The sequence below is a fragment of the Microcoleus sp. B4-C1 genome, assembly GCF_036705285.1.
In the GTDB taxonomy this organism is placed as follows: domain Bacteria; phylum Cyanobacteriota; class Cyanobacteriia; order Cyanobacteriales; family Microcoleaceae; genus Microcoleus.
This window is the reverse complement of record NZ_JAUBUC010000010.1, coordinates 40,387-66,705: the sequence shown is the minus strand read 5'-3', so window position 1 is coordinate 66,705 and position 26,319 is coordinate 40,387. Positions and strand designations below refer to the sequence as shown.

The 26,319-nt window shown below is 45.7% G+C and carries 21 protein-coding genes and 1 pseudogene; 13 read left to right on the top strand and 9 right to left on the bottom strand.

The features are described 5' to 3' along the window. The first annotated feature begins 19 nt into the window (after positions 1 to 19). A complete protein-coding gene (gene psbC / locus QUB26_RS06230; protein ID WP_333102538.1) occupies positions 20 to 1,399 on the top strand; it encodes a photosystem II reaction center protein CP43 in 1,380 nt (459 codons plus the stop codon). A gap of 569 nt (positions 1,400 to 1,968) precedes the next feature. After that, positions 1,969 to 5,826 (top strand): GAF domain-containing protein, encoded by a 3,858-nt coding sequence (locus tag QUB26_RS06225; RefSeq protein ID WP_333317138.1) that lies wholly within the window; start codon positions 1,969 to 1,971, stop codon positions 5,824 to 5,826. Positions 5,827 to 6,148: 322 nt separating this feature from the next. Here QUB26_RS06225 and QUB26_RS06220 read toward each other — a convergent pair whose 3' ends face one another. The 4 genes and pseudogenes from QUB26_RS06220 to QUB26_RS06205 all read right to left on the bottom strand — a co-directional run. Then, positions 6,149 to 12,166 (bottom strand): response regulator, encoded by a 6,018-nt coding sequence (locus tag QUB26_RS06220; protein WP_333317136.1) that lies wholly within the window; start codon positions 12,164 to 12,166, stop codon positions 6,149 to 6,151. Positions 12,167 to 12,516: 350 nt separating this feature from the next. After that, entirely contained in the window at positions 12,517 to 12,858 is a 342-nt protein-coding gene (locus QUB26_RS06215; RefSeq protein ID WP_333317134.1) for a hemerythrin domain-containing protein, read from the bottom strand. Positions 12,859 to 12,876: 18 nt separating this feature from the next. Continuing rightward, the gene (locus tag QUB26_RS06210) at positions 12,877 to 13,890 is read right to left on the bottom strand and encodes a PleD family two-component system response regulator (RefSeq protein WP_333317132.1); all 1,014 of its coding nucleotides are present in this window, start codon (positions 13,888 to 13,890) and stop codon (positions 12,877 to 12,879) included. Positions 13,891 to 14,403: 513 nt separating this feature from the next. Then, positions 14,404 to 14,580 (bottom strand): annotated as a pseudogene (locus tag QUB26_RS06205) (IS701 family transposase); the annotation flags it as partial. A 156-nt stretch (positions 14,581 to 14,736) separates the two neighbouring features. On the opposite strand from QUB26_RS06205, the gene QUB26_RS06200 reads away from it, so the two are divergent. From QUB26_RS06200 to folP, 5 genes are all read left to right on the top strand, one after another. After that, the gene (locus QUB26_RS06200; protein ID WP_333245249.1) at positions 14,737 to 15,690 is read left to right on the top strand and encodes a hypothetical protein; all 954 of its coding nucleotides are present in this window, start codon (positions 14,737 to 14,739) and stop codon (positions 15,688 to 15,690) included. Between the two features lie 100 nt (positions 15,691 to 15,790). Further along, entirely contained in the window at positions 15,791 to 15,976 is a 186-nt protein-coding gene (locus QUB26_RS06195; protein ID WP_333245247.1) for a PCP reductase family protein, read from the top strand. 75 nt (positions 15,977 to 16,051) lie between these two features. Next, positions 16,052 to 16,777: a triose-phosphate isomerase gene (gene tpiA, locus QUB26_RS06190; RefSeq protein ID WP_333245260.1), complete on the top strand. Its 726-nt coding sequence runs from the start codon at positions 16,052 to 16,054 to the stop codon at positions 16,775 to 16,777. 129 nt (positions 16,778 to 16,906) lie between these two features. Beyond that, positions 16,907 to 17,467: a Uma2 family endonuclease gene (locus tag QUB26_RS06185; RefSeq protein ID WP_333245244.1), complete on the top strand. Its 561-nt coding sequence runs from the start codon at positions 16,907 to 16,909 to the stop codon at positions 17,465 to 17,467. A 102-nt stretch (positions 17,468 to 17,569) separates the two neighbouring features. Further along, entirely contained in the window at positions 17,570 to 18,439 is an 870-nt protein-coding gene (gene folP / locus QUB26_RS06180) for a dihydropteroate synthase (RefSeq protein WP_333317130.1), read from the top strand. Here the strand turns inward: folP and QUB26_RS06175 are convergent. Continuing rightward, on the bottom strand, positions 18,430 to 19,266 hold the full coding sequence (locus QUB26_RS06175) for a stomatin-like protein (protein WP_333057376.1): 837 nt from the start codon (positions 19,264 to 19,266) through the stop codon (positions 18,430 to 18,432). The genes folP and QUB26_RS06175 overlap by 10 nt on opposite strands. 191 nt (positions 19,267 to 19,457) lie before the next feature. Between QUB26_RS06175 and QUB26_RS06170 the strand changes: the two genes are divergently transcribed. Next, positions 19,458 to 20,228, top strand: a complete 771-nt coding sequence (locus QUB26_RS06170) for a tetratricopeptide repeat protein (RefSeq protein WP_333317128.1) — start codon at positions 19,458 to 19,460, stop codon at positions 20,226 to 20,228. A 96-nt stretch (positions 20,229 to 20,324) separates the two neighbouring features. Here QUB26_RS06170 and aroB read toward each other — a convergent pair whose 3' ends face one another. Then, on the bottom strand, positions 20,325 to 21,419 hold the full coding sequence (aroB, locus tag QUB26_RS06165; RefSeq protein WP_333245238.1) for a 3-dehydroquinate synthase: 1,095 nt from the start codon (positions 21,417 to 21,419) through the stop codon (positions 20,325 to 20,327). A 517-nt stretch (positions 21,420 to 21,936) separates the two neighbouring features. Between aroB and petL the strand changes: the two genes are divergently transcribed. After that, on the top strand, positions 21,937 to 22,038 hold the full coding sequence (gene petL / locus QUB26_RS06160) for a cytochrome b6-f complex subunit PetL (protein WP_006633742.1): 102 nt from the start codon (positions 21,937 to 21,939) through the stop codon (positions 22,036 to 22,038). Positions 22,039 to 22,190: 152 nt separating this feature from the next. Here the strand turns inward: petL and QUB26_RS06155 are convergent, their stop codons facing one another. From QUB26_RS06155 to QUB26_RS06145, 3 genes are all read right to left on the bottom strand, one after another. Then, positions 22,191 to 22,532 (bottom strand): HNH endonuclease, encoded by a 342-nt coding sequence (locus tag QUB26_RS06155; protein ID WP_333245235.1) that lies wholly within the window; start codon positions 22,530 to 22,532, stop codon positions 22,191 to 22,193. Positions 22,533 to 22,561: 29 nt separating this feature from the next. Beyond that, complete coding sequence (locus QUB26_RS06150) at positions 22,562 to 22,882, bottom strand: hypothetical protein (protein WP_333245232.1); 321 nt, start codon at positions 22,880 to 22,882, stop codon at positions 22,562 to 22,564. A gap of 125 nt (positions 22,883 to 23,007) precedes the next feature. Further along, a complete protein-coding gene (locus QUB26_RS06145) occupies positions 23,008 to 23,226 on the bottom strand; it encodes a hypothetical protein (protein ID WP_333245230.1) in 219 nt (72 codons plus the stop codon). A gap of 135 nt (positions 23,227 to 23,361) precedes the next feature. Between QUB26_RS06145 and QUB26_RS06140 the strand changes: the two genes are divergently transcribed. The 4 genes from QUB26_RS06140 (at position 23,362) to QUB26_RS06125 (ending at position 26,207) form a co-directional block, all read left to right on the top strand. After that, on the top strand, positions 23,362 to 23,574 hold the full coding sequence (locus QUB26_RS06140) for a helix-turn-helix transcriptional regulator (protein ID WP_333245227.1): 213 nt from the start codon (positions 23,362 to 23,364) through the stop codon (positions 23,572 to 23,574). 125 nt (positions 23,575 to 23,699) lie between these two features. After that, positions 23,700 to 24,236 carry a Uma2 family endonuclease gene (locus tag QUB26_RS06135; protein WP_333245224.1) on the top strand — a complete coding sequence of 179 codons (537 nt, stop codon included), beginning with the start codon at positions 23,700 to 23,702 and terminating at the stop codon, positions 24,234 to 24,236. A 120-nt stretch (positions 24,237 to 24,356) separates the two neighbouring features. Next, the gene (locus QUB26_RS06130) at positions 24,357 to 24,947 is read left to right on the top strand and encodes a chromophore lyase CpcT/CpeT (protein ID WP_333057383.1); all 591 of its coding nucleotides are present in this window, start codon (positions 24,357 to 24,359) and stop codon (positions 24,945 to 24,947) included. A gap of 111 nt (positions 24,948 to 25,058) precedes the next feature. Next, positions 25,059 to 26,207 carry an NAD-dependent epimerase/dehydratase family protein gene (locus QUB26_RS06125; protein ID WP_333057384.1) on the top strand — a complete coding sequence of 383 codons (1,149 nt, stop codon included), beginning with the start codon at positions 25,059 to 25,061 and terminating at the stop codon, positions 26,205 to 26,207. The last annotated feature ends 112 nt before the right edge of the window (positions 26,208 to 26,319 follow it).

Sequence of the window (26,319 nt, the reverse complement as noted above, 5' to 3'; positions counted from 1 at the left end):
TCGTTGGAGGTTCTACCGGGTGGTAACGCTCTCTAATTCCTACGCAAGCGGTCGCGACCAAGAATCCTCCGGGTTCGCTTGGTGGTCTGGCAACGCTCGTTTGATCAATCTCTCCGGCAAACTGCTGGGCGCCCACGTCGCTCACGCTGGCTTGATCGTGTTCTGGGCCGGTGCAATGACTTTGTTTGAAGTCGCTCACTTTATCCCAGAAAAGCCCATGTACGAACAGGGCTTAATTTTGATGCCCCACGTCGCTACTTTGGGTTGGGGCGTAGGCCCCGGCGGTGAAGTCACTGATATCTTCCCGTTCTTCGTAGTCGGCGTTCTTCACTTGATTTCATCTGCTGTTCTCGGTTTGGGCGGCATTTATCACGCCGTTCGCGGCCCGGAAGTTCTCGAAGAATACTCTTCTTTCTTCGGGTACGACTGGAAAGATAAGAACCAGATGACCAACATCATCGGCTATCACCTAATTTTGTTGGGTGGCGGTTGCTTGCTGCTGGTTGCTAAGGCTATGTTCTTCGGCGGTGTCTATGACACTTGGGCTCCAGGCGGCGGGGACGTGCGTATTATCACGAACCCCACTCTGAACCCGGCTGTGATTTTTGGCTACTTGGTTCGCTCTCCTTTTGGTGGCGAAGGCTGGATTGTCAGCGTCAACAACATGGAAGACATCATCGGCGGTCACATCTGGCTGGGCCTGATTTGTATCGCTGGCGGTGTTTGGCACATTTTGACCAAGCCTTTCGGCTGGGCTCGCCGTGCCTTAATCTGGTCTGGCGAAGCTTACCTGTCTTACAGCTTGGGTGCTTTGTCCCTGATGGGCTTCATCGCTTGCTGCTTTGTCTGGTTCAACAACACTGCTTACCCCAGCGAATTCTACGGCCCGACGGGCCCGGAAGCTTCTCAAGCGCAAGCTTTGACCTTCCTGATCCGCGACCAACGCTTGGGTGCTAACGTCGGTTCTGCACAAGGCCCCACCGGTCTGGGTAAATACCTGATGCGCTCTCCTACTGGCGAAATCATTTTCGGCGGTGAAACGATGCGTTTCTGGGATTTCCAAGGCCCTTGGTTGGAACCCTTGCGCGGTACTAACGGTTTGGACTTGAACAAAATCAAGAATGACATTCAGCCTTGGCAAGCTCGCCGCGCGGCTGAGTACATGACTCACGCTCCTTTGGGTTCTTTGAACTCTGTGGGCGGTGTGGCGACTGAAGTTAACTCGTTTAACTTCACTTCTCCTCGTTCTTGGCTGTCCTGTTTCCACTTTGTGATGGGTTTCTTCTTCTTGGTGGGTCACTTGTGGCACGCTGGTCGCGCTCGCGCGGCTGTCGCTGGCTTTGAGAAGGGTATCGATCGCGAAAATGAACCAGTGCTGGCTATGCCAGACTTAGACTAATCGATCGAATTTATTTCTGATTTGATTGTCTAGTTGAAAAAGGCTCCTGCTTAACGGCAGGAGCTTTTTTTTGATCTAAAAATATCTCAAAAAGCTGCGGATTGTCGATCGACTGTTCTCCGAACCCGCTAGCTGCAGATACAATCCTAGACCTACAAACCCGGTTTCTGAGTTAACCTGTGGAATTCAATGCTGTTTCTTTCCGTCAGCTCCTTCCTCAGCGAGCTTTTGCATCCAGAACTGAGATATTTCGGTGCCACCTTCATCGCTGGCGGTGAATAACTCTACAAGTCTTGAAACTTGACAATTTTAATCTTTTGGGGTATAGAGCTTGCAACGCAGGCTCTACAAAGTTTATATTTAAAGTACCAAAGTTTTAATCCCACACAAATGGAAAGTTGCACTGAAAAGTTGCAATTTTAGGGCAGATCGCTACAGGTGCAAAACTAATCGACGATCGCCATCAGGATATTTATATTTTATTAAATGGCTGTGCTTGCCGAATTTTTTAACAGGCACAAAACTTTTGGGCCGCTTACTATTATTGCTAGGAAAGCAAAAGATTAATAATGGACTCATTAAAGATCGAAAATGTCAAGGTGAGGTTCGATCGAGCAAATTTGCTCGAACGCATCGCCAACCGCATTCGCCACTCTCTAGAACTACCCGAAATTCTCAGCGCAACAGCAGCCGAAGTTCAATCCTTCTTGGGAACAGACAGAGTAAAAATCTACAAATTTCATAGCGACGGTAGCGGTGAAGTGATTGCCGAATCAATTAACGGCAACCGCTTGCCCTCCCTATTGGGTTTGCATTTTCCAGCAGACGATATTCCCCCTCACGCCCGCGAACTGTTCGCCCAACTACAGGTGCGATCGATCGTCGATATAGATTCCGGGCAGCTAGGCCAAAGTCCGCGCCGCGAGGCGGTTTCCGGCCAACTGCTGCCCGACGAAATGTACTTTCGTGCAGTTGACCCCTGCCACGCTGAATACTTGACTGCGCTGGGCGTCAAGGCTTGCTTAGTAGTACCAATTTTTCACGGCGAAGAATTCTGGGGGTTGTTGGTATCTCACCACTCCGAGTCCCGGAGTGTGGCAGAAAACGAACTCCAAGGCGTTCAGATGGTGGCAGATCAGCTTGGCGTCGCCATAACCCAATCAACCCTCCTCGCCCGAGCGATGGCGAAAGCTCAACGGGAAGCTGCCGTCAACCGCGTGGCCGCAGCCCTTAACTCCCAGCCAGCGATTGAACTCCAAACAGCTTTGGCAGAATCGGTAGCAGCACTAGATGCAGCCGGCGGCAGGCTGTGCATTTTCGCCACGCCATTCATTTCCGACAGCAGCCCGGTTACGAATCTAGTTCCCTATTCGGATAACTCCACTGGCGAACTCACAGTCTACACTTGCGGCTCAGGGCCGAAGATGCCAATTTCGGCAAAATACCCGCAGGTTGAGCAATACAGCGTCTGGCACGAATATTTTAAATCCGGCCAGCAACAGGTTTGGGCAATTCCCGACTTGTACCAAATTAGCAGTTTGAGAAGCCTGCAACCTGCATTTCGATCGACCAAAATTCGCAGCATTTTAATCGTACCGCTCAGAGCCCGCCAGCAAATATTCGGTTACTTGACCATTTTTCGAGAAGAATTTGACACCGAAACTCTCTGGGCTAGACAGTTTGATAGCGACGCGCGGCTCGCCCAATCTCGGATATCTTTTGAAGCGTGGAAAGAATCAAAAACTGCCCAAATTCGCGAATGGAAGGGTGAAGAAATTGAATTGCTCCAAATTTTGGGCACGCACTTTTCTAATGCTATTAACCACTACCAACTCGATCAACAAATAGAGGAACTTAACACAAACTTAGAAAATCAAGTTCAAAAGCGCACCGCTCAACTACAGCAGTTGACCCAACAGCAGCAAGTGCTGTTTGAAGTGGTGGCTAAAATGCGGAAATCCCTCGACTTGAACAAAATTTTTAGCACGATGTCCCAGGAAGTGCGACGGGCTTTAAATGCCGATCGAGTGGCAGTTTACCGCTTCGATTCCGCATCAGAATTTAAGGACGGCGAATTCGTTGCCGAAGATGTTTTGCCAGATTTTGTGTCAGCAATGGCAGTCAAAGTGCACGATCGCTGCTTTGGAGAAAACTACGCCAATCTCTATTCTCAGGGGCGAGTTCACGCCATGTCTGACATCAGACAGGCCGGACTGCAAGATTGCTTTCACAAAGTCTTGGAGCAATTTCAGATCAAAGCTACTTTAGTTGCACCGATTATGAAAGGCAACGACCTTTGGGGGTTGCTGTGCGTACACCAATGTTCGGCTCCCCGCAACTGGGAATCTTCCGAAATTAAGTTTGCTACCCAAATTTCCGCTCAGCTCAGTATCGCCATAGAACAAGCAGATTTGCTCGCTCAAACTCAGCAGCAAGCAGTTGAGTTGCAGCGGGTAGCAGAGCAGGAGCGAATACTGTTTGAGGTAGTTGCTAAGATTCGACAATCTCTCGATTTAAATACAATTTTTCGTACTACAACTACAGAATTGCGACGGGTATTAAAGGCCGATAGAGTTGGCATTTATCGCTTCGATCCTAGTTTAAATTTTAATGAGGGCGAATTTATTACCGAAGATGTTTTGCCTGGTTTTTGTTCGGCAATGAATGTAAAAGTTCGCGATCATTTTTTTAGCGAAAAATATGCCAAGAAATATAGTCAGGGACAGATACAAGTGCTACAAGATATCGAAAATGCTGGACTTTCAGACTGCCATGTTGCTCTTTTAGCTCAATTTCAAATTAGAGCTCAGGTGATTATGCCGCTGATGAATGGCAGCGAACTTTGGGGTTTGCTGTGCGTGCACCAGTGCAGCGGTTTGCGCCATTGGAACACTTCGGAAATTCAGTTTGCTACGCAAGTTGGAATTCAGTTGAGTGTAGGATTAGAACAAGCAGATTTGTTGGCTAAAACGCGGCAGCAATCAGTTGATTTGCAGTGGGCATCCGAGCAACAGCGGATACTGTTTGAAGTGGTGGCTAAGATTCGAGAATCTCTCGATATCAACGCGATTTTTAAGACGGCTACTCAAGAAATTTGTCAGTTTATGCAAGTCGATAGAATAGCGGTTTATCGCTTAAATCCTGATTTTAGCGGTCAATATATTGCCGAGTTTGTAAAAAATGGCTGGATGAAATGGGTAGGGGAAGGTATCAATACGGCTTGGCAAGATACTTATTTGCAGTCAAACCAAGGCGGCAAGTATCTGAATAATGAAACTATAACCGTTGACGATATCTATCAAGCTTGTCACTCCGAGTGTAATGTCGGTATTTTAGAGCAATTTCAGGTGAAGGCTTATGCGATCGCGCCGATTTTTGTAGGACAAGAACTTTGGGGTTTATTGACAGCATATCAACATTCTGGGCCCCGCTGTTGGGAAAGTTCAGAAGTTAACTTTTTAGCTCAGATTGCCAATCAGTTAGGCGTAGCTATCCAACAAGCCGATTTGCTCGCTCAAACCCGACGCCAAGCAGAACAAATCGCTCAAAGTTTAAAGGATTTGCAGCAGACTCAAGCTCAATTGATTCAAACTGAAAAAATGTCTGGTTTGGGGCAACTGGTAGCCGGGATTGCTCACGAAATTAACAATCCGGTTAATTTTATTTACGGCAATCTCAATCACGCTAGTGAATATACTGCTAGCTTACTGAGCTTGCTGGAACTTTACCAGCAGCAATATCCAGATTATAGTCCTGAAATAGACAAATTGAGTGAAGATATTGACTTGGAATTTCTGCTAGAAGATTTGCCAAAATTGCTATTGTCAATGAAGGTGGGAGCCGATCGCATCCGTCAAATAGTTCTGTCTTTAAGGAATTTCTCTCGTCTTGACGAAAGTCAAATGAAGGCGGTTGATATTCACGAGGGCATTGACAGCACGCTGTTAATTTTACAGCACAGGCTGAAATCTAATGCGGACAGTGCAAACATTGTGCTAGTGAAAGAATACGGCATTTTGCCTCGAGTTGAGTGTTATGCTGGACAGTTGAATCAGGTATTCATGAATGTAATTGGGAATGCGATCGATGCTTTGGAATCGCACAAGTTGCGCGCTGGTCAATCTGTAGCTCCTCAAATTAAAATCTCGACTGCTGTCGGTCAACTTAATGGTACTATTCCTAGCGCGCTGATTCGGATTTCTGATAACGGTACGGGAATTTCGGAATCTATGAGACAACGCATATTTGACCCTTTTTTCACGACTAAGGCAGTGGGAAAAGGTACTGGATTGGGACTGTCAATTAGTTACCAAATTGTGGTAGAGAAACACGGCGGTGTTTTACAATGCAATTCGGAATTGGGGAAAGGTACTGAGTTTGCGATCGAGATTCCGCTTCGACAGCAGTCATTAGTCATTAGTCATTAGCCATTATTGTTGTAAAATCCAGCCAACAGTCCATAGTCAACTATCACGCAGGGTGCAGCCGGAATTGATATAATTCATCTGCGTTAATCTGTGTTTATCTGCCCTCATCTGCGGTAAAAAAAAGATAATTTCAGCAAGCGCAGATGACAAGGGATTAACGCAGATTCACGCAGATGCAGAGAAGAGATATATGAATAATTCCGATGCTAATAGATTTGGAATCAGGCTCGATCGTGCGTATGCGATCGCATAGCCCGGTTGCGGCATCGCGGATGACAGTTGCCTAAGTCCTGGTACAAAAAGATGCCTATTTAATTGACTTTCATAGATTAGTTTCCCTCTTTTGTAGTTCTTGTTGGAGAGTATTCTTGACACGATCGTACTCATCCTCGATTTCAGCCAATAGGGTTGAGGCTTGATCTAGTTCACCAGAGGTACTCATAACTTCTAACCTGCTACAAAGCTCGGCGAGAGGAGCTGCGCTTAGATTTGCACTACTGCCTTTGAGGGTATGAGCCACTCGCTTTAGGGTTTGAGTATCCGCTTGAGCGATCGCTAATTTCATAGCTTGTAGCAACTTTAGAGATTCCTCAAAGTAGCAATTCGCCAGCAAGCTCAAAATCTGGCTTGAATCTTGATCGATGCTGCTACAGAAGGCTTGCAGTTCTGTGAGGTTAACCGCTGGCATCTCAATTTCTGGCTTGTTGCTATCTGATTCCTCCTTTTGGGCCTCCTGCTGCGGTTCCGGGCTGGGTGGACACTGACTCAGCGCTTGGTGAAGAACCTCTACTCGAATTGGTTTACTGATATAGTCATTCATGCCAGCATCAAGACAAACCTGGCGATCGCCCTGCATGGCATTCGCCGTCATGGCAATAATCCTGGGACGAGTATGAGCCGGCCACTCCTGGCAAATACGACGGGTGGCTTCTAGTCCATCCATCTCTGGCATTTGTACATCCATCAGCACGACATCATAAGGCTGGCGATTCAGGGCTTCCAAAACTTCCAATCCATTGGCCGCAACATCGGCCCGGTATCCCAAACGCTCTAACAGCAGCAGTGCCACCTTCTGATTTACCAGATGATCTTCTGCTAAAAGAATTCGCAGTGGGAGTCTCTGGGCCAGTTTCATATCATCCTGAACAGATATAGGAAGTTGTTGTTGAACTTTTTTCGGTTGAGCTTGTAGCACATGGATCAGTATTTGATAGAGCTGGGATTGTTTGATAGGTTTGCTTAAAAAAGCGGCAAAGTGGGTGGAAAGCGCTGAAGAACTCGCTTCTGGGTAGCCCATTGAAGTCAGCAACACGAGGGGTAAACGGTGGCACTTAGGATGCTGGTGGATGGCTGAGGCGAGTGTGAGACCGTCGATTTGTGGCATTTGCATATCTAAAATAGCCACATCAAAGGTTTCTCCACTCTCAAGCCAGTTGAGCGCTTCGACAGCCGATTGGGCAGCTAGACTCTGCATCCCCCAAGTCTCTGCTTGCAACGTCAGAATTTGTCGGTTAGTGGGCTGGTCATCCACGATTAATAAACGCTTGCCAGATAGTTCTGGTACCATTTCCATCGGTTCCGCTAACTCAGTAGCCACAGAGGATGCCACAATCGTGAAGTAGAACGTAGAACCCATTGTGACTCGATTAAGGTTAGTGGCTTGCCATTTTTGTGAAGGGGTTCCTCCGATGTTGCCTCGGCTTTCAACCCAGATCGTGCCGTTCATCGTTTCACTAAGTCGCTTACTAATCGCCAAACCTAAACCAGTCCCTCCATACTGCCGAGTCGTCGAAGCATCTACTTGACTAAAAGACTTGAACAGTCGATCGAGCCGGTTGGCTGGAATACCAATGCCTGTGTCTTGAATGGCAAACTGGATTTCATACAAGCTTTCTGACAAGTTCCCTGGCTCAGAAATTGTTTTGTCAGAATCAACTAGAGAGGCTTCTACGGAAATGGTAACTTCCCCAGTTTCAGTAAACTTAATCGCATTGTTGAGCAAGTTAACTAGAATCTGACGCAGACGGGTGACATCACCCAAAATCAACTTAGGAGTCTGGGGCTGGATGAAGTAGCCCAACTCAATATCCTTCTCATCTGCTTTAACTGCAAGTTGGTCGATCGCACCTTCTATGCAATCTCTCAAGCTCAAGGGATGCTTTTCTAGCTCCAGTTTGCCCGACTCAATTTTGGAGAAGTCCAGGATGTCGTTGATGATACTCAGAAGCGTATCCCCACTATTGCGAATCGTCTCGATAAAGTCTCGCTGTTGAGCCTTGAGTTCTGTATCCAGCAGTAGTCCCGTCATGCCAATAACCGCATTCATGGGAGTGCGAATTTCATGGCTCATCATCGCCAGAAACTCACTTTTGGCTCGGTTCGCAGCTTCTGCTTCCCGTCTAGTTTGCTCCAGGGCAAAGTTTTTCAGAGTTAATTCTTCTCGTTGTCGAGTTTCTTGCTCTAGTAATTGGGCTTGAGCTAGGGCAATTCCTACTTGAGCCGCGACTGATTCTAGCAACTCGATTTGATCGGTAGTCCAATGACGGTAGCGATCGCACTGGTGCAAACAAATGGCACCATTCGGTTCTCCTTGGTAAGAGGTTCGCACTGCTAATGTCGATCTCAATTTGAGACTGGTACAAATTGAATGAGCACAGGTGAGCAATGATTCGCAGTAGACATCCGGGGAGGCGATCGCTTCATCTTGAGCCATCAACCGTTTTGTATAAGCAGGACTGGCCACCAGAATGTCATGCTCCCCGCTGGGGGCACATCCCACTGCTAGATACTCTGCAACGACAGGAAACTGAGGCAGTGGATTGTCCTGGTATGTGCTAATTAAGCAGCGACTCACCCCAAAAGTTTGCCCAATCTGAATAGCAGCCGTTGCAAATATCTGCTCAGCATTAAGGCTTTGACGAATTTCTTGGGTAATTTGCTTCAGCAGTAGGGCTTTTTGCAACTGTCGTTGTAGTGCTTCTTCTGCCTGCTTGCGATCGCTAATATCCTTCATGAAGCAATGATGTCCAACAAACACATTTTGCTCGTCATAAGCAGAGACCATCACCACTTGTTTATAGAAGCTAGAGCCATTTTTTCGCATTCCCCTAGCTTCGGCTTCGACTCTGCCGTCTCTCAACATTTGCTCATAAGCAGCCCCCATCTTCTCAACATCTTCAGGATGAACGGTTCTTTGCCACTCCATCCCTAGCATTTCCTCGGGCTGATATCCACAGATGGCAGCATAAGTCACATTGACAGAGATATAGCGTCCTTGAGGGTCCAGCCGAGAAATCCCTGCCACGGCATTTTCTAGCGCCGCACTCATTTGTTGCAGTTCCGCTTCGGCTCGTTTGCGATCGCTAATTTCAATTAGAATGCAACCCACTGCTATAGGATGCTCTGCATCCTTGAAAATGGGAAACTGAGAAACGAGCCAGTAGCGCTGGGCACCTGTTCGACTGGTTACTTCTGTGCTAATTTCCAAGTTTATGGAAGGTTTTCCTGTCGTTAAAACCTGTTGTAACAGTGCATTTACACCAGGAGCAAATTGCCCCAATATCTCATCGGTTGTCTTACCTAAGTGAGCCTCCACAGAGAGGCCATTAATTTCAGCTAGTGCCTCATTGATTTGTAAAAATCGAAACTGCCGATCGTATATACACAGCCCCACCCCTGCTAGGGAAGCTCCTTTAAAGAAAGCATTCAATAATTGCTCTCTGGCTTGAATTTCCTGCTCTAACTGTTTGCGGTTCGTAATATCGCTTTGAGAACCAGTCATGCGGACAACTCTGCCCGCTTCATCCGAAAGCGCTTGCCCTCGAGCCAAAATCCATTTGTAGCTCCCATCCTTGCAAAGCACTCGATGTTCTGTAATATAAAAGGGAGTTTGGCGCTGAAAGTGATCTTGAATTGCTTGCATCACCCATCCGATATCGTCGGGATGAACTCGCTTGCTCCATTCCTCTAATTGATTGGGAATTTCATGATCCTCGTAGCCCAACATCTCTTTCCAGCGAGCCGAGAAGAATACTTCATTGGTGTTGACGTTCCAATCCCATACCCCATCATTACTACCGCGTAGGGCGAGTTCCCACCGCTCTTCACTCGCTTGCAGAGCGACTTCTGCCTGATGCCGTTCAATTTCACTACCAATCCATTGAGCCATCAGCTTCAATAATTCCACATGGGCAGATTTAAAGCTGTCTGCACGGGGAGATTTACTAGAAAAGCTGAGGGTACTGTAGACTTTGCCTGCAACTAACACTCGTGTTCCAATATAAGCTTCTATGCCAAGGGCAAGATAGGCAGGATGGTAATGCCATTTGGAGATTCCTATATGTTCGATGTTTAGGGGTTCATTTGTGTCTAAAGCTTCACAGCACAAAGTTTCCTTAATATCAAAGACATCACCTGGTTTCAGGACTCGATCGGGCGATCGCGCCACCATCACCTCATAAGTATTATCTTGCACACGAGCCAAGATGCCACTTTCTAGCCCAAAATTCTGACATCCCATCTCAATCAACGCTTGGATGCGCTGCTCAAAATTGAGATTTTGGGTAGCAGTGACTTCATATAAAGCTCGTATCGCCGCCTCTCTTGTTCTTAGTTCAGCTTCGGCTTGTTTACGTCTCTTAATTTCAGCTTTCAGGGAGAGATTGATTTTGGATAATGTTTGTGTTCGTTCTTGAACCCGCTGTTCTAATGTAGCGTTGGCGTGTTTAATCTCCCTAAATTTTTGATTAAGCACGATTCCCATCAATTGAAAATTTCTAGCAAGCTCATTGATTTCTGTAACAGAGCTATGTTTCCATTCAAATGTTTCTTCTGAAAGCTTGTTGGGTAAGTCAGTAGTCGCAATAGCTAAATAGGATAATGGCTTTACCAGTCGTTCGCTCACCAGCGTGGCAAACAAAAATGCCAACATTGTGATGACGAGTAGAATGCTAAAGTCAGCCTTGTAACGATTTTGTAATTTTTTTACATAGGGAGCGGCTGGAATTTCTAAGCGTACTCTCCAGTCCAGCTCGGAGCTAATTGTAAATTCCTCTATATACAGAGAGTTTTTCCAACGGATCATCGGATTGTTGCCATTGCTAGGAAGCCACTGCTGCAAGGTTCCCTCTAAGGTGCGAGTGCTGCCGTTCTTTGACTCCTCAAGACTGGTCCAAAGCTTTTGGTCGGATTGATTACTCGCAATGACTTTGTTGTTTTGATCTAGCAATGTAATGCGAACTTTCTGATTGTTTCTCTGGAAAATGTAGAGAGATTTTATCTTGCTCAATCCTAATGAACCGTGGATCACTCCAATAAAACGACCTTGAACTTGCAGGGGAACATTTAATCCTACATGAGGTTCATCCATTAATAAATCTTTGTGGATAGAAGTCATCCAAGGTCTCGATCGCTCTTGAGCCAGGGTAATCAGATATTTATGTTCTCTGCTTTCTTCGAGCAACCGCCGACGGGTTGGATTAAAAGGAGAAGAAGCCGCTAAAATTGTTCCCGATTCATCGGCAGCATAAATTTTGTCGAAATCTGGCAACAACTGCTCGATCAGGCTAATTTGTTGTTGTAGCTGTTCGGATGATTGAATCCCTGTATTAGCAGCAGTGGTGGCTTCAGGTATGAGCGATTCTTCAGCTAATGTATTCAAAGCTAAGAGATGTCGCTGATGCCATCTAGATATGGCGCTAGTGATAGTTTTGGCGTTGGTTTGTAACTCCGTTTGCACCGTGGTTTGGATTTGACTAACAAAGTACCTACCATCAAAAACTAATAGTATCACTCCTGGAATAAATACAAAAGCTACCAACAAATGAAAAATTGTTTGTTGTAAAGAAAGGGCGATATATTTTGAAGCACTAATCCACCGATAAATCGGCGCATAGGAAATGATTAAACTGGCAACTAAGGCATTGAAAATGCCGTTTACTGCTTGTTTGCACATAACGAGGATAGCCTGATTCGCATCCATCTGCATCATTTGACCGTAGAAAACCCAAACGAGGGGCATTCCAATTAAGAACCAGTAAATCCCATCGAATAAAAGGATATTTGGCTGTTTGCACTTCTTGCAAAGAAACCCTACAAACAGAGTCTCCATCACCAAAATAATCGTGGCGTATGGATGATGCCAAAGGATATAAGTATAGCTGCCTGCAATTAGACCAGCCAAGCCTCCCCAGCCCCAGCCGAAGTAATAAGTAATAATTAGTATGGGAATACTGCCAAAGAGGAAATCAACCCCAAAGAAAAGAGACAAATTGCAATGGTTGCCCAGAAAACCGGCAGCAGTGAGAAGGGCGATCGCGCCAAACCATCTTTGATCACGCACTCAGATCGACCCTCCCATAAACTTCTAGAATTGCTACTTGCTGAATATGAACTGATTCTGATAAAAAATCTTCGTAGAGGCACTCTCGTTATTTCCCTGACAGTTTCCATGAAGGTCGCAGAACCGCTTATTTAGGCTTTAAGACTAAAATCAAGGCTTACTCATGTAGGAGTTGAGTTCTCGATCGACTTTTTTTAATATGGTTCACGAACCAATCTATAGCAATCCTAAATGATTCGTGTAATTCTTGTAGGGGCAAACCCCCCGTGGTTGCCCCGCCTTGGTTGGGGTAGGCACGGGGAGTAGGGGTAGCACTACCCCTACATATTTTTACAAATGATTTAGGATTGCTATAGCAATTGTTCATTAAGCTTAATGACTAACGAAAGGCTCGATCCTTTGATTTTCAGCTCTTGTTTAACTTCACTCAGTGCTTTAATAAATTTGGTATGCGCCGCTGCATTGTTAGATGCAACCGGGCATTTGTATCTTTGCCTAAAAAATTCTTCAAACTCTAATTTTTGTGCTATGTACAAGTCTAAAAAATCTACAATACCTTTTATTTCTTCCTTGCCACGGTTTGCCAACATGGCATTCACTAAGGTATTGAGTTGCTCAATCAATTGTTTATGGTGGTGGCCAATTTTTGGAATAACAATTATTAAGCAATCCTTCCAAATGACGAGAGGCATAGTTTTTACCCTGATGATTTAACGGGTGAATTCATTGACTGTATGAATCTTGGTGCAAAAAGTATTACGACCTTTGTCTTTGGCTTGATAAAGTGCTGCATCGGCAGCAGCAATTAAAGTTTCAGGCCGACTCTCTTGGGTAGGAATCACACTGGTAATACCGAAGCTGAGCGTAATGCAATGATGCGGAGAACTCTTATGGACTATTGCTAAAGCTTGGATGCGATCCTGCATTTGCTTAACGATTTGGACGGCTCCCTCAAGCTCGGTGTCGGATAAAATCACTACAAATTCTTCACCTCCATAACGTGCTACTAAATCTCCAGCTCGATTAATACTGCGATTGAGAGTTGCCGCAACTTGCTTTAAACATAGATCCCCTGCTTGGTGTCCATAAGTATCGTTGTAAGGCTTGAACAAATCTATATCACACAAAATCAGTGACAAAGGAGTTTGCTGCCTCGTCATGCGTCGCCACTCCTCCTCTAGCTGTTGGTCAAACTGACGGCGATTGGCAATCTGAGTCAAACCGTCAATTGACGCGAGGTATTTTAATTGTCGATTGGCGGCTTCTAGCTGTTTGTAAAGTAGGGTTTGTTGCTGTTGCAAATGGAATTGCTGAATCAACCGTCGTACTCTCTGTCGCAGAACAGCCCAGTGAATGGGCTTAGTGATATAGTCAGCCGCTCCCGCTGCAAACGCTCGATCGACAGATTCTTTGTCTTCTAAGCTAGTAATCATCAAAATAGGTGGGCGATCGCTCTCAGGCACTTCAGATAATTTTTGACAACAAGCAAAACCATCCATAGTAGGCATCACTGCATCTAGCAGGATCAAGTCTGGATGTACTTCCTCATAAGCTGCTAGCCCTGTCAACCCATCCGTAGCTTCGGCCACTCGGTATTTTTCCTTCTGTAAATACAGTCGAAGTTGTAAACGCATCAAGGCATCGTCATCCACAATCAGAATTAGAGAGGACGGTTCCGTAGATGGGTTAGTTGAAATGGCTGACTCTTCTAATGATTGATACATACGTCATGGTGTATCTCAAGCTTTGGAAACATTCTAGCCTAGCATATTTTGAGCTTGGGATGGAAAGTGAAAAATTGAGCAATATGTCATAAATTATACACCAGCTAAGCGACCGCAACAAAATTATAGGGAGTGTCGGGTTTGTTAAACTAACAGCCACAGTCTACTTAAAATTTATCGCTTTTTTTGGGGATATAAAGTCTGGTAACTTGCGCTAATTTTTGTAAATATGTAATTATTTTTGGGGCGTTAAACAGTTTTTACAACGCCGAGCGAGCTTTGACGAACGATCGCCTGTTATCCCGCGATCGCTCGTGGGATAATATGCTATATTTCTCAACTTAATTCAGCCTTTTTCGGGTGCATCAAATTCCTCCGTCCCACGAGCGATCGTCCGAGCTATTTTTGGGGAATACATCTGATGGTCACACGATCCCGTATAGATTCGCCCTTGGTTGAGCGTTTGTTCGCACCAGGCAGCTCTGACTGCAAAAAGGCGTAAGCTTTGTTAAGAAACATTTATAGCGTTTTGCGCGCTCTCGGATAGGTTGTTTCTCTGCTTTCTCCCAATAATCGCCCCAAATAGTGTCTAAACTCCTGTCTTTGGGCTTGAGTAGGAAACACATCGTCAAAGCGTTGACACTATCTTTCAAAGCATGGGATCATGGATGTCCCAAGTGTTGATCTCATCAGATTCCATCAGGAAAGACACTAACCTCAAAAGTTGACTCTATATATCTTAGCTCTATTTCTCACTCTATTTTGGGCTAAAGTCCCACTATTAAAAATAGAAGCTATACTATAATCACTGGAAACAGTAAATTAACTTAATGGAGCTCACTGACTATGGAAGTAGCACTGCCTGATTTTTCTCAAAGCTTTCAAAAAACGAAAGAAGTTTGGACTGAGCAAGTCGAAAAAGCAGTGAATTCTACTTCAGAAGCAACAGCACAAGCTAAATATTCTCTCTACGAAACTGCGTCTCAGGCAAAAGAAGCTCTTACTCAAACTACAAATTCTGCCGTTAATACTGTTAATCAAGTTACGAACAATGCTTTAGGTACTGTAGCGGATAAAACCGAAAAAGCGAGACTTTCTATATCGGAAGTTGCGAATCAAGCAGTTAGTCGCGTCAGTGAAAGTACCAACAAAGCTGTTAATGCTGTTTCTCAGTCCGCGGCAACTGCTAAAGAAACTATTAATCAAACTACTAACTCTGCGCTCAATACTCTGAATCAAAGCACTAGCCAAGCTGTAGAGAGTGTAAATCAAGCTACAGAAAAGGCTAAGGCTTCATTAGAAGATAGCCTTAACAAGGCGGGAAATATGAGCGATGCCGCTTCAGATGCCATCAAAAATGCTATCAATGGTACTGTTAAAGATTGGATTGACTCTCACCCTGTAGTCTTCTGGTTGGTGAGTCATCCGCTGATATTTTTAGCAGTGATACTGCTATTTGTATTCATTATATTGGGTCTTTTTCAGGCTTTAAGTAGATTTTTTGCTGGAGGATGGTTATTTGTTCTGCAAAGCCCTGGAAAATTTATGCAAGGGGTTTTGAGTGTCGGCTCTAAATCTGTAAGTAATGTCGGTGGAGTGGCTGTAAACTCATTAGTTTCACAGAATCCCGAATACAAAAATAATTCAGGTTTACAATTGAGGGGAGTTGCATCAAACAGTTTGGAGTCTCAAGAACGACTTGCTAATATTTTGACAAGGTTGGAGGCAATTCGAGAAGAGCAGAATCAGCTTTTACAAGAAGCGTCGGCTATTTTAGGCAACAAATTTAAGGCCGAGTGAGAAGGTGTGGGCCGATCGCAACTCGTGGTAAATTTAATACATCCAGGCTTTCCATCAAAGCCAGATCCATGAAGGCTTGTAGTCGATCGCTCAAAACGCCATGCCCGATTCCGAATTTTCCGATGATTTAAAATGGACGCCAGAAGCCAAGGCGAAGCTGAAAAATATTCCCTACTTTGTCCGGGGACAAGCTCGCGTCCGCATAGAACACTTGGCGCGCGAAGCCGAAACCCAAGTCGTCACCGTTGACTTAGTTGAGCAAGCTCGCATCGAGTTTGGGCAATAAGGGCTCGAAATGTACCCTAAAGCTTTAAACTATAAGTTGCCTGATTTTGATGTTCACAGAGCTACTGAGTCACCCGTGCGGAAAATAGTTATTGCTGGCAACTGGAAAATGTACAAAACTAGGACTGAATCCCTAGAATTTCTTCAAGGATTCATGTCCTGCCTGACGGAAACCCCAGAGGAACGGGAAGTCGTGCTTTGCGTTCCCTTCACTTCCTTGGCTGTCCTCTCGAAAAATTTGCACGGCAGCCGGATTAGACTCGGTGCTCAGAACGTTCACTGGCAAGAGTCTGGAGCTTTTACTGGGGAAATTTCCGGGCCAATGCTTAGTGAACTTGGTGTCCGTTATGTCATCATCGGCCACAGCGAGCGACGCCAATATTTTGGGGAAACTGACGAAACGGTGAATTTGCGGCTAAAAGCGGCTCAGAAATACGATTTAATTCCGATTCTGTGCGTTGGGGAAACCAAGCAGCAGCGAGATGCAGGCGAAACTGAAGCTCACATTTTTTCTCAGTTGGCAAAAGATTTGGTTGATGTTGACCAAAATAAGTTAGTCATTGCTTACGAGCCTATTTGGGCCATTGGCACTGGCGATACTTGCGAAGCTAAGGAAGCTAACCGAGTTATTGGTTTGATTCGCAGTAAATTGACTAATCCGGGCGTGCCAATTCAGTACGGCGGCTCTGTTAAACCGGAGAATATTGATGAAGTTATGGCGATGCCTGAGATTGACGGGGTTCTGGTAGGCGGTGCGAGTTTGGAAGCTGCTAGCTTCGATCGAATTGTCAATTATCAGTAATTAGGTAATTGCTAATTGCTAATTGGTAATTGTTAATTGGTAATTGGAACAAGGCAGCGGGAATTAAACAGCGATCGCCTACAATTGTGATGTGCCGTTCAGTGTTTCTCGGATCGGGAGAATTAACCTATGACTGCGATCGTTAAACCCAAACCCGCCTTAGACGAGTTCCTCAAACTTCCTGAAACTGAACCGGCCTCAGAATTTCTTGAGGGAGAAATCATTCAGAAGCCGATGCCTCAAGGTGAACACAGCGTACTTCAAGGTGAACTCTGCAAGACTATCAATCAAGTAGCGAAAACTCGGAAAATTGCCAATGCTTTTCCCGAGTTGCGCTGCACTTTTGGCAGCGCATCAATCGTGCCAGATGTAGCAGTATTCCGATGGGAAAGAATTCCTTTTTTGCCGTCGGGTAGAATTGCTAACCGCTTTGACATTAATCCTGACTGGTCGATAGAAATTCTGTCTCCAAACCAAAGCCAAACAAAAGTGCTGAGTAACTTACTCCACTGTTCGCGAAACGGCACTGAGTTGGGGTGGTTACTAGATCCAGAAGAAGAGAGTATTTTGGCAGTATTTCCAGGACAAAAAGTAGAACTGTACAAAGGTGCAGCTCGGTTGCCAATAATTGATAAAATTGAATTAGAATTGACAGTTGATACTGTTTTTAGCTGGTTGAGTTTTGGTTGAATTAAAAGTTGATAGTGTAGGTTGGGTTGAGGAACGAAACCCAACACTCTCAAGATGAAATTATTGTGAGACGGTTGTCCCGCCTGCCAAAAAGTATAATTTATGACAAATAACCCAGAAAAAATTACCATTAGAAATAAAGTTTTCGAGTGGGGAAAACGCACTTATTTAATGGGCGTTTTGAACGTAACCCCTGACAGTTTTAGTGACGGCGGAGATTTCAATACCATAGAATCTGCTTTGGCGCAAGCGGAAAACATGGTAAAATGTGGAGTTGATATTATTGATATTGGCGGTCAATCTACTCGGCCCGGTGCAGTGGAAATATCATTAGGAGATGAGATCGATCGCGTTATACCTGTAGTACAAATACTGCGACAAAAAGCCGATATTTTTGGCTCAGTTCCTATTTCGGTAGATACTACCAGAGCGCAGGTTGCAAAAGCTGCGGTTGAGGCGGGAGCGGATATAATTAACGATATTTCGGGAGCTACTTTTGATTCAGAAATGCTGTCAACGGTTGCTCAGTTAAAAGTGCCAATAATTTTGATGCACATTCGGGGAACTCCCCAGACGATGCAACAACTGACAGATTATCGGGATTTAATCGGGGAAATTGGGGAATTTTTCGAGAGTCGAATTGCGGCGGCAGTTGCTGCGGGGATTGACAAATCTCAAATAATTCTCGACCCTGGTATTGGCTTTGCCAAGACTTACAGTCAAAACTTAGAAATTCTGCGAGAGTTGCGAAAATTCCGTGTTTTAAACTGTCCGATTTTAGTCGGAGTATCGCGAAAAAGCTTCATCGGTCACATTTTGAATCAGCCAGAAGCGAAACAAAGAGTTTGGGGGACAGCGGCGGCTTGTACAGGTGCGATCGCAAATTTGGCAGATATCTTGCGAGTTCACGATGTCAGAGAAATGCACGATGTTTGTCTGGTTGCCGACGCTATCTTCAGAAATCAGTCTTGAGAAGTGGGAGTATCAATAACTTTCATTTCCCCGCCCTCAGAATGAATCACATCGGGCATAGAACCCATCAGCTCGCCCAAAGCTTCCGTCATGCTCCTGGGGTCCATAAACAGAATTTTGGCATTGTCGCTTTCGCCCAATTTTTGTTGAGCATCCAAGTATTTTTCTGTTACTAAGTAATTCAAAACTTGCTTGCTATTGGGATGGGAGTCTAAAGCTTCAACTAAGAGCCTCATATACTCCTTAGTGCCGATCGCCTTATTGACCATTGCTTGCCACTCGCTCTTAGTGGCGCGCTCCAATTCCATAGCTTCTTGCACCCTTTTCGGAGGTGTAATGCTTTGAATTTCTACGCGAATTACTTTGACGCCCCAAGGTTGAGTAGCTTCGTCTAACTTCTTGAGTAACTTTTTATTCATGTCATCTCGGGAACCCAAGATGTCTTGCATTGGCAATCGACCAATTTCAGCGCGAAACGTGGTTAAAACTAAGTTGGCGATCGCATTTTCAATTTGATCTATTCCATAATAAGCTTTCTCTAAAGTCACAACCCGCCAATACACCACGGCATCGACTTCTAGAGCCACATTATCTCCCGTGATTGCTGACTGAGGTTTAATATCTAAAACTCTTTCACGGGTTGTGTCCACGCAGACGACTTTTTCGACCAGGGGACTGATAAAGTGGAATCCTGGCTTGAGGGTGCGCTTGTATTGACCCAAACGTTCCACTAAAGCTTCGTCGCCACCGCTGACTATTTTGACGCTTGAGTTAACAGCGTAGCCGAGGATGAGCGCAAAGAGCATGGTAAGAATAGACTGCCCCATTTCTATTTTCCTGCTAAGGTTGACTGAGAATCGATCGAAATTCTACTCTAATTTAACTCAAACTCGGCCCCGCAGTGCTAAAATATCTCGACTGTTAATAACTAACTATTTCATCGGGTGGGCCCCATCGGCTCCGACTCTTACGGCCCTAGTGAAACCCAGGATATCAACAACACGTTTCGACAAAAGACATGAAAAACGATCGAGAGTTTCCCTGGTTAAAACCTTTGAGGTGGATTGCCCCAAGCATTTTGGTGGGTGCAGGAATCTGGAGTGTCGCAGTGGCCGAACCGGCCGGGGCTGAGACAATCGCCCTGCAACTCTCGCAAAACTTGCAGTCGCAGAACTTGCAGCCCCCGCGCCGAGGCCCTGCTGTTCGGGAAGTTATGTCCTACGAGATGAAGGGAGACGAACTCAGGATTTGCAAGCAGGAAGGCAACTCCGAGAAAAAGTGCCAAGTTGTAGGTAAAGGCTACACCGTGGGTTTGAGAACTGCCAACGACCTTTACGGTCAAGGAAATGCTGTCAATGCCGAAGCTTTGTACCGGCAACTAATCGCTCGCTATCCCAAAGAAGCGGATGCTTATTACAAGTTGGGAACTATGCTGTCGGGCCAAGGTAAAATGAGCGATGCGATCGCTCTATTCCAAAAAGCAATTGAAGTAAACCCGAAGCACGCCAAAGCTCACAACGATTTAGGCGTGGCGATGGCAAGTCAGGGGCAGTTGCCCGAGGCAATTGTTCAGTGGAGACAAGCCGTTAAAATTAACGATCGATATCCCGATGCTTTAAACAATTTAGGAGTCGGTTTGTACCAGCAAGGAGACAAGGAAAACCAAGCGGAGGCGGTAGCCAGCCTCAAAAAAGCTAAGGAGTTATTTATCAAGCAAGGTAGAACTCAAGCTGCTAACAGAGTAGAGAAAATCTTGGAGGAAATTAATTCGCGATCCAGCGAATCCTAAACTCAACCGCCGATCGCCGATTGAAAGAAAAAACATCTTGGGCGATCGGCGTGAATCAGCGTTCAGCGGCGGTTAAACACCCCCAAAAACGAGAATCTAAAGCATTTCCTTCAAAACTTGTATAATCAAATCCCCATCCACCCGATCGCTCACAGCAGCCTCACCCAAGCGCACCGGCAGCACAAACCGCACCTTGCCATCCTGCACCTTCTTGTCCAGTTGCAAAGTATGCAAAATTTCCTCAACATCCACACCCGCCGGCAATTTGGCAGGTAAACCCGCTTTTTCAATTAAAGCAGACTGGCGGCGATCGCACTCAGCATCCCACATTCCCAACTCCACAGCCAATCGGCTTGACGCAGCCATGCCGATAGCCACTCCTTCCCCGTGATTGATCACCTTGTAATTGGTCAAACTTTCCACAGCATGACCAATGGTGTGCCCGTAATTCAAAATCGCCCGCAAACCCGATTCCTTCTCATCTTTGCTAACCACCTCAGCCTTAGCTTGGCAAGACCTGCTCAAAATTTCAGCCAACAAATCCGCCTTCACATAGCGCATTTGATCCAAACGCTTGCAATTCTCCAACTTCCCGAAAAGTTCAGCATCCCAAATCACCCCGTACTTGATGACTTCCGCCATCGCCGAACGAAACTCCCTCGCCGGCAGAGTTTTGAGTACATCCGGGTCAATCAAAACCAAACGTGGCTGGTGAAAAGCCCCGATTAAATTCTTCCCTAAAGGATGATTTACCCCCGTTTTGCCGCCAATAGAAGCATCAACCATCGCCAGCAGCGAAGTCGGAACCTGCACGACATTAATTCCCCGCAGCCAAGTCGCGGCCGCAAAACCCGTCATATCGCCAACCACCCCGCCGCCCAAAGCCACCATTGTCGAGGAACGTTCTAAACGGTTTGCCAAAGCCGCACCGTAAATCTTCTGCACCGAATTTAAAGTTTTGTACTGTTCTCCCGGTGGTAAAATGCAGCTACTGACTTCCAAACCGGCTGATTCGAGGGCTGCGGTTGCTCTTTCGCCGTACTGCCGAAAAATCGACTGATTCGACACCAGCAGAACTTTTTTGCCCAAACTTAGATCGCCCATCAGACTGCCGAGTTGGTCTAAACCGCCCGATCGCACGCAAACATTGTAAGATTGTGGCCCCAAGTCAACTTTAATTATGGATTGCATATTTATCTAATTTAGATATTAGATTTTAGATTATCAGAAAATTGGGTTGAAAACCCCGTCACTTCGACGGATTAATGTCGATATAGTGTCGCTCTAGTATGGCATACTAGAAATAGCACAGGCTGAAAAACCGCTATCACAAGACAATATAAATCTGGGGTGTCCCCACTTGACAGGATAGGAAGTAGTAATGCGTAGTGGATGGCGATAACCACGATAAACAGAGCTAGGGTAGCCAATGAGCACCCGTTAAAGGGCAAAATCAAATACTTGATATTCAAGTTGTACCGTAGGGCATACGGAAACAAGGGGAGCAATCCTCTAAAGCTTGCGGAGATAAGCCCGCTGGGACTCCTCTAAATTAGACTCGAAACTTAGTTCTATTGACCGGGTTTTTGGTTTAAGTAGTGCCGAAAGGATAGAGAGTTTTAAGGTGTATCAGTGAACCAAGAATCCCCACCCATTAAGGCTGGGGAGTGTCAAATGTCTTTTTATTGATTGTTGTGGAGAAATTGCAATGACTCTTAGCGGAGCAATAACTTATTTTGGGATTTTTGGCGGCATGATTGGCTTGGCGACAGTGCTGATGTTTGGTCTGCGGGCTGTCAAACTCATCTAATTTGCTACTTTAGATACTGTTACCAGAGGTTTAAAACCTCTGGTAACAGTATCGTTTGGGCGAAGTATTTGCGCGAAAAATCTCTAGTTTTATCTGTAGATCGATCTGGCAAGTGCTTGATTTCATAAAACTTTTGGGTTGAACGATCGTGCTTATTCTAATTGACGAGCATCTTCAGCAGGTGGATGCCAACCACCTTCTACCCAAAACCTGCGCGATCGCCGAATCGAATCCTCTTGATCATAACGTTCATCATTAAGGTCAAGCCGATTGCAAGTTGCTCGACCTATGGGAGTTTTAGGGACAATATTTAGACCATCTGCAGTCCAGATAAAATGTTCTGACCACTGCTGCTGACGAGGATTAAATAATAAACATTCTTGCTGAGTTTCCTGGTCAATTCCGTTGGTAAAATTGTAGTGGCGTTCGTTGGAGCGACGGCAAGCTAATGCTAAATTTTCACTGTCATCAGATCCGCCGATAGATTTGGGCATGAGATGATCTATGGTAAAGCGCTCTGGGCTTAGATATTCGGGAGAGTGGCAGTATTCGCAGAGATATCTAGCTCGTTGTCGTATAAATTGTCGAGTGCGATCGGACACCATTTAGCTTGAGTGGAAAGTTGGGCGTTAATCAAGGTAAAAATTCGGGAGAGTTCCATGATGCCAGCTAATTCTGGAATTTCATCGACAGCTAACAAATCTAGTCTTTTTCTCTCTAGCAGTTCTTCCATGCGAGATTGGAGATCGTCGGTAAATCTGAATAAGTAAATATTCCCAAATTCTACCATTTTGATGCCTTGGGGCATCAAAGAAGAAGGTTTTACCATTAATTGAGTATTCATAGGGATCGAAGCTCTCAGATACTCTTGAAATATTGTAGCTTATCCGTTGTTAAGTGGATTTAATGAAGGAGCGATCGCACTTGTTATAAAATTCGATCGCTCCTGATTAATTAAAACATTCAATCTCATTGAGTCGATCGCACTTGTGGCAATTTCTCAGCCCCTGTCGTATCAAAAACGATCGCGTGTTTAGTAGTCGGCAACAACCGCCGTAAAATCTGTATGTATCCCTCCGCATCGCCCCGGCGGTGGAACCGAGCAACCACCAATCGCTGCATATTTGGTAATTGCCACACGATACACCAGGGATGAGTGTTTAATTTGGGCCTTGATGTTGGTATCATAGAATCATCTTTCCCCGCGTTTGCGGGGTTTGGTAGAGAATGCGATCGCCCTTAAGTTTTCGAGGCTAGGAGGGCGATCGTTTTCAGTGTACATAGATATCATATGTTGCATACGCATCAATGTCAAGTTAAAACATGGGATACGTTAGACTGCGGATTCGAGAACTAGCTGAGCAAAAGGGTTGGACACTAAAGCAAGTTGCCGATCGATCCGGAGTTAATTACAACACTGTCAGAAGCTACGTTCAGCGCGATGCTTTAAACACAGTCGATCTTTCTGCTGTCTACAAAATTGCCCGTGCTTTCGACGTGACGATGGAAGATTTGGTTGAGGTTTTGGAAGATTGAGGGCGCACCAATGAGGCGAGTTCGACTAAAGATTCGAGAGTTGTCAGAAGAAAAGACATTGATTTTGCAGTATAATGCAGTAGAGTTTTGCGCGTGACAAGCACAGTGAAGTCCGGTAAAAAAACATGGTTCATTCCATTGCAACACATTCACTAGAAGAGTTTCTCGCTCAACCAAATATTGAGTCTTCGCCCGCATGGGAATTGATTGCAGGGCGGGCAGTTCAAAAAACTATGCCAACTCTGTTTCACTCGCGACTGCAAAACAACTTGGTTAACTATATAAACGATCGTACCGATAGATTTGAAGCAGTCCCAGAATTGCGCTGCTTGGTACCTCCCCATTCACCAGTGCCAGATATCGCGATCGTAGCGTGCGATCGGCTTCCTGATGAAGACGGGCCGTTTGATGGAGCGCCAGATTGGTTGATTGAAATTCGATCGCCAAATCAAAGCACTTTAGATTTGCAGAATAAGATTCTCCTTTGCCTTAGCAATGGAACGCAATTAGCATGGTTAATAGATTTATCTCGCCAACAAGTTTGGGTATGGCAGGGCGATAACCTACCCCTAGTTTGTTCGGGAGCAGACATTTTACCAACTTTAAGTATTGTACCCGAGCTTACTGTTGATGCTGTGATGGCAATGACGCGGCGACCATAGGGGGTTTTTAACACTCAAACTCTGAATAATTGTCGCAGAATTTCGTCTGATGCGCCCTTTCCCCTAAAATAACTTCTACTCCCCCAATCCAAAATCTAAAATCTAAAATCGAAAATCGATATGTCTCATTCCACAGATATCGTCACCCTCGCCCGCTGGATGGCCGCCGATTTCAGCAACCAAGCCCAAGCCTTTGAAAACCCGCCATTCTTCGCCCACATCCGCGTCTGCATGAGACCTTTGCCGATCGAAGTTCTGGATGGAATCAGCTTGTACCTAGAACAAGCCTACGATATTGAACTGCACGTACCGTACCGAGTCCGAGTTTTGAAATTAGTCCCAGTGGGCGATCGAATCGACATCGAAAATTATGCCATAGAAAACGAAGAACAATTCTACGGCGCGGCCCGCGACCCGCAACGGCTGCAAGAAATCAAAAAAGAACAACTGACTCTACTTCCCGGCTGCACCTTTATTACGCAGTGGACGGGCAACAGCTTCAAAGGGTCTGTCGAACCCGGAAAAGGCTGCATGGTGGTCAGAAAGGGCAAAAAAACCTATCTAGACAGCGAATTCGAGATTGACCAAGACAAATTTATTAGCCACGATCGCGGGCGCGACCCAGAAACCGACGCCCACGTCTGGGGAGCCCAGGCTGGCCCCTTTGAATTCACCCGCCGGGCCAGTTTCGCCGACGAAATTCCGGGTTAATCCAAAAAAACAGAGTCCTTCCTGGGCGAACACGCGCTTATTAAAGGTTCAGAATGCACCAATACCTGGTACATTAACCCAGTATTGGCAAGCAAGATTCACCGTTGATTTATGAAAGTCCTGGTTATTGGTGGCGATGGCTATTGCGGTTGGGCAACCGCACTCTACCTTTCTAACAAAGGTTACGAAGTTGGCATCCTCGACAGCTTCGTGAGGCGGCACTGGGATCTGGAACTGTGCAGCGACACCCTCACTCCCATCGCACCGATTCAGCAAAGACTCCAGCGATGGCAAGATTTAACGGGCAAGTCGATCGACTTGTTCGTCGGTGACATCACCAACTACGATTTTCTCAGCAAAAGCATGAGAAAATTTGCACCAGAGGCGATCGTCCATTTTGGCGAACAGCGTTCGGCACCTTTCTCAATGATCGATCGCGAACACGCAGTCCTCACCCAAGTCAATAACGTCGTCGGGACACTCAACCTGCTGTACGCCATCCGCGAAGACTTCCCCGATTGTCACCTAGTGAAATTAGGGACAATGGGCGAATACGGCACGCCGAATATTGACATTGAAGAAGGCTACATCACGATCGAACACAACGGTCGCAAGGATACACTACCCTATCCCAAACAACCAGGCAGTTTCTACCACCTGTCAAAAGTCCACGACTCCCACAACATCCATTTTGCTTGCAAAATCTGGGGTTTAAGAGCCACCGACTTAAATCAGGGCGTAGTCTACGGCGTGCTCACAGATGAAACCGGCATGGATGAACTGTTGATCAACCGTTTGGACTACGACGGAGTATTCGGTACAGCATTGAACAGGTTTTGCATCCAAGCTGCGATCGGTCATCCTTTGACCGTTTACGGCAGTGGCGGACAAACCCGCAGCTTCTTAGACATTCGGGATACCGTGCGGTGCGTGGAATTGGCTCTAGCCAACCCCGCCGAAGCCGGACAATTCCGCGTCTTCAACCAATTCACCGAACAATTCAGCGTCGGCGACTTAGCCTCCTTGGTGCAAAAAGCAGGCATGGCAATGGGATTAAAAGTAGAAATCAACAACATCGAAAATCCCAGAGTCGAGAAAGAAGAACATTATTTCAATGCCAAAAACACCAATTTGCTAGACCTGGGTTTGCAACCGCACTATCTCTCAGATTCCCTGCTCGATTCTCTGCTGAATTTTGCGACAAAATATCAGCACCGTGTCGATAAAAACCAGATTTTGCCGAAGGTTTCTTGGAAGTAAGTTCTGGCCTCTATCTGCGGGGAAAGAGCGTTTTAACGAACCGCGAAGGCGCGAAGGGCGCGAAGTAAGAGAAAAGAAGGGAAGAGAGGAGAAGGGTTCGCAAGTTCTGAAT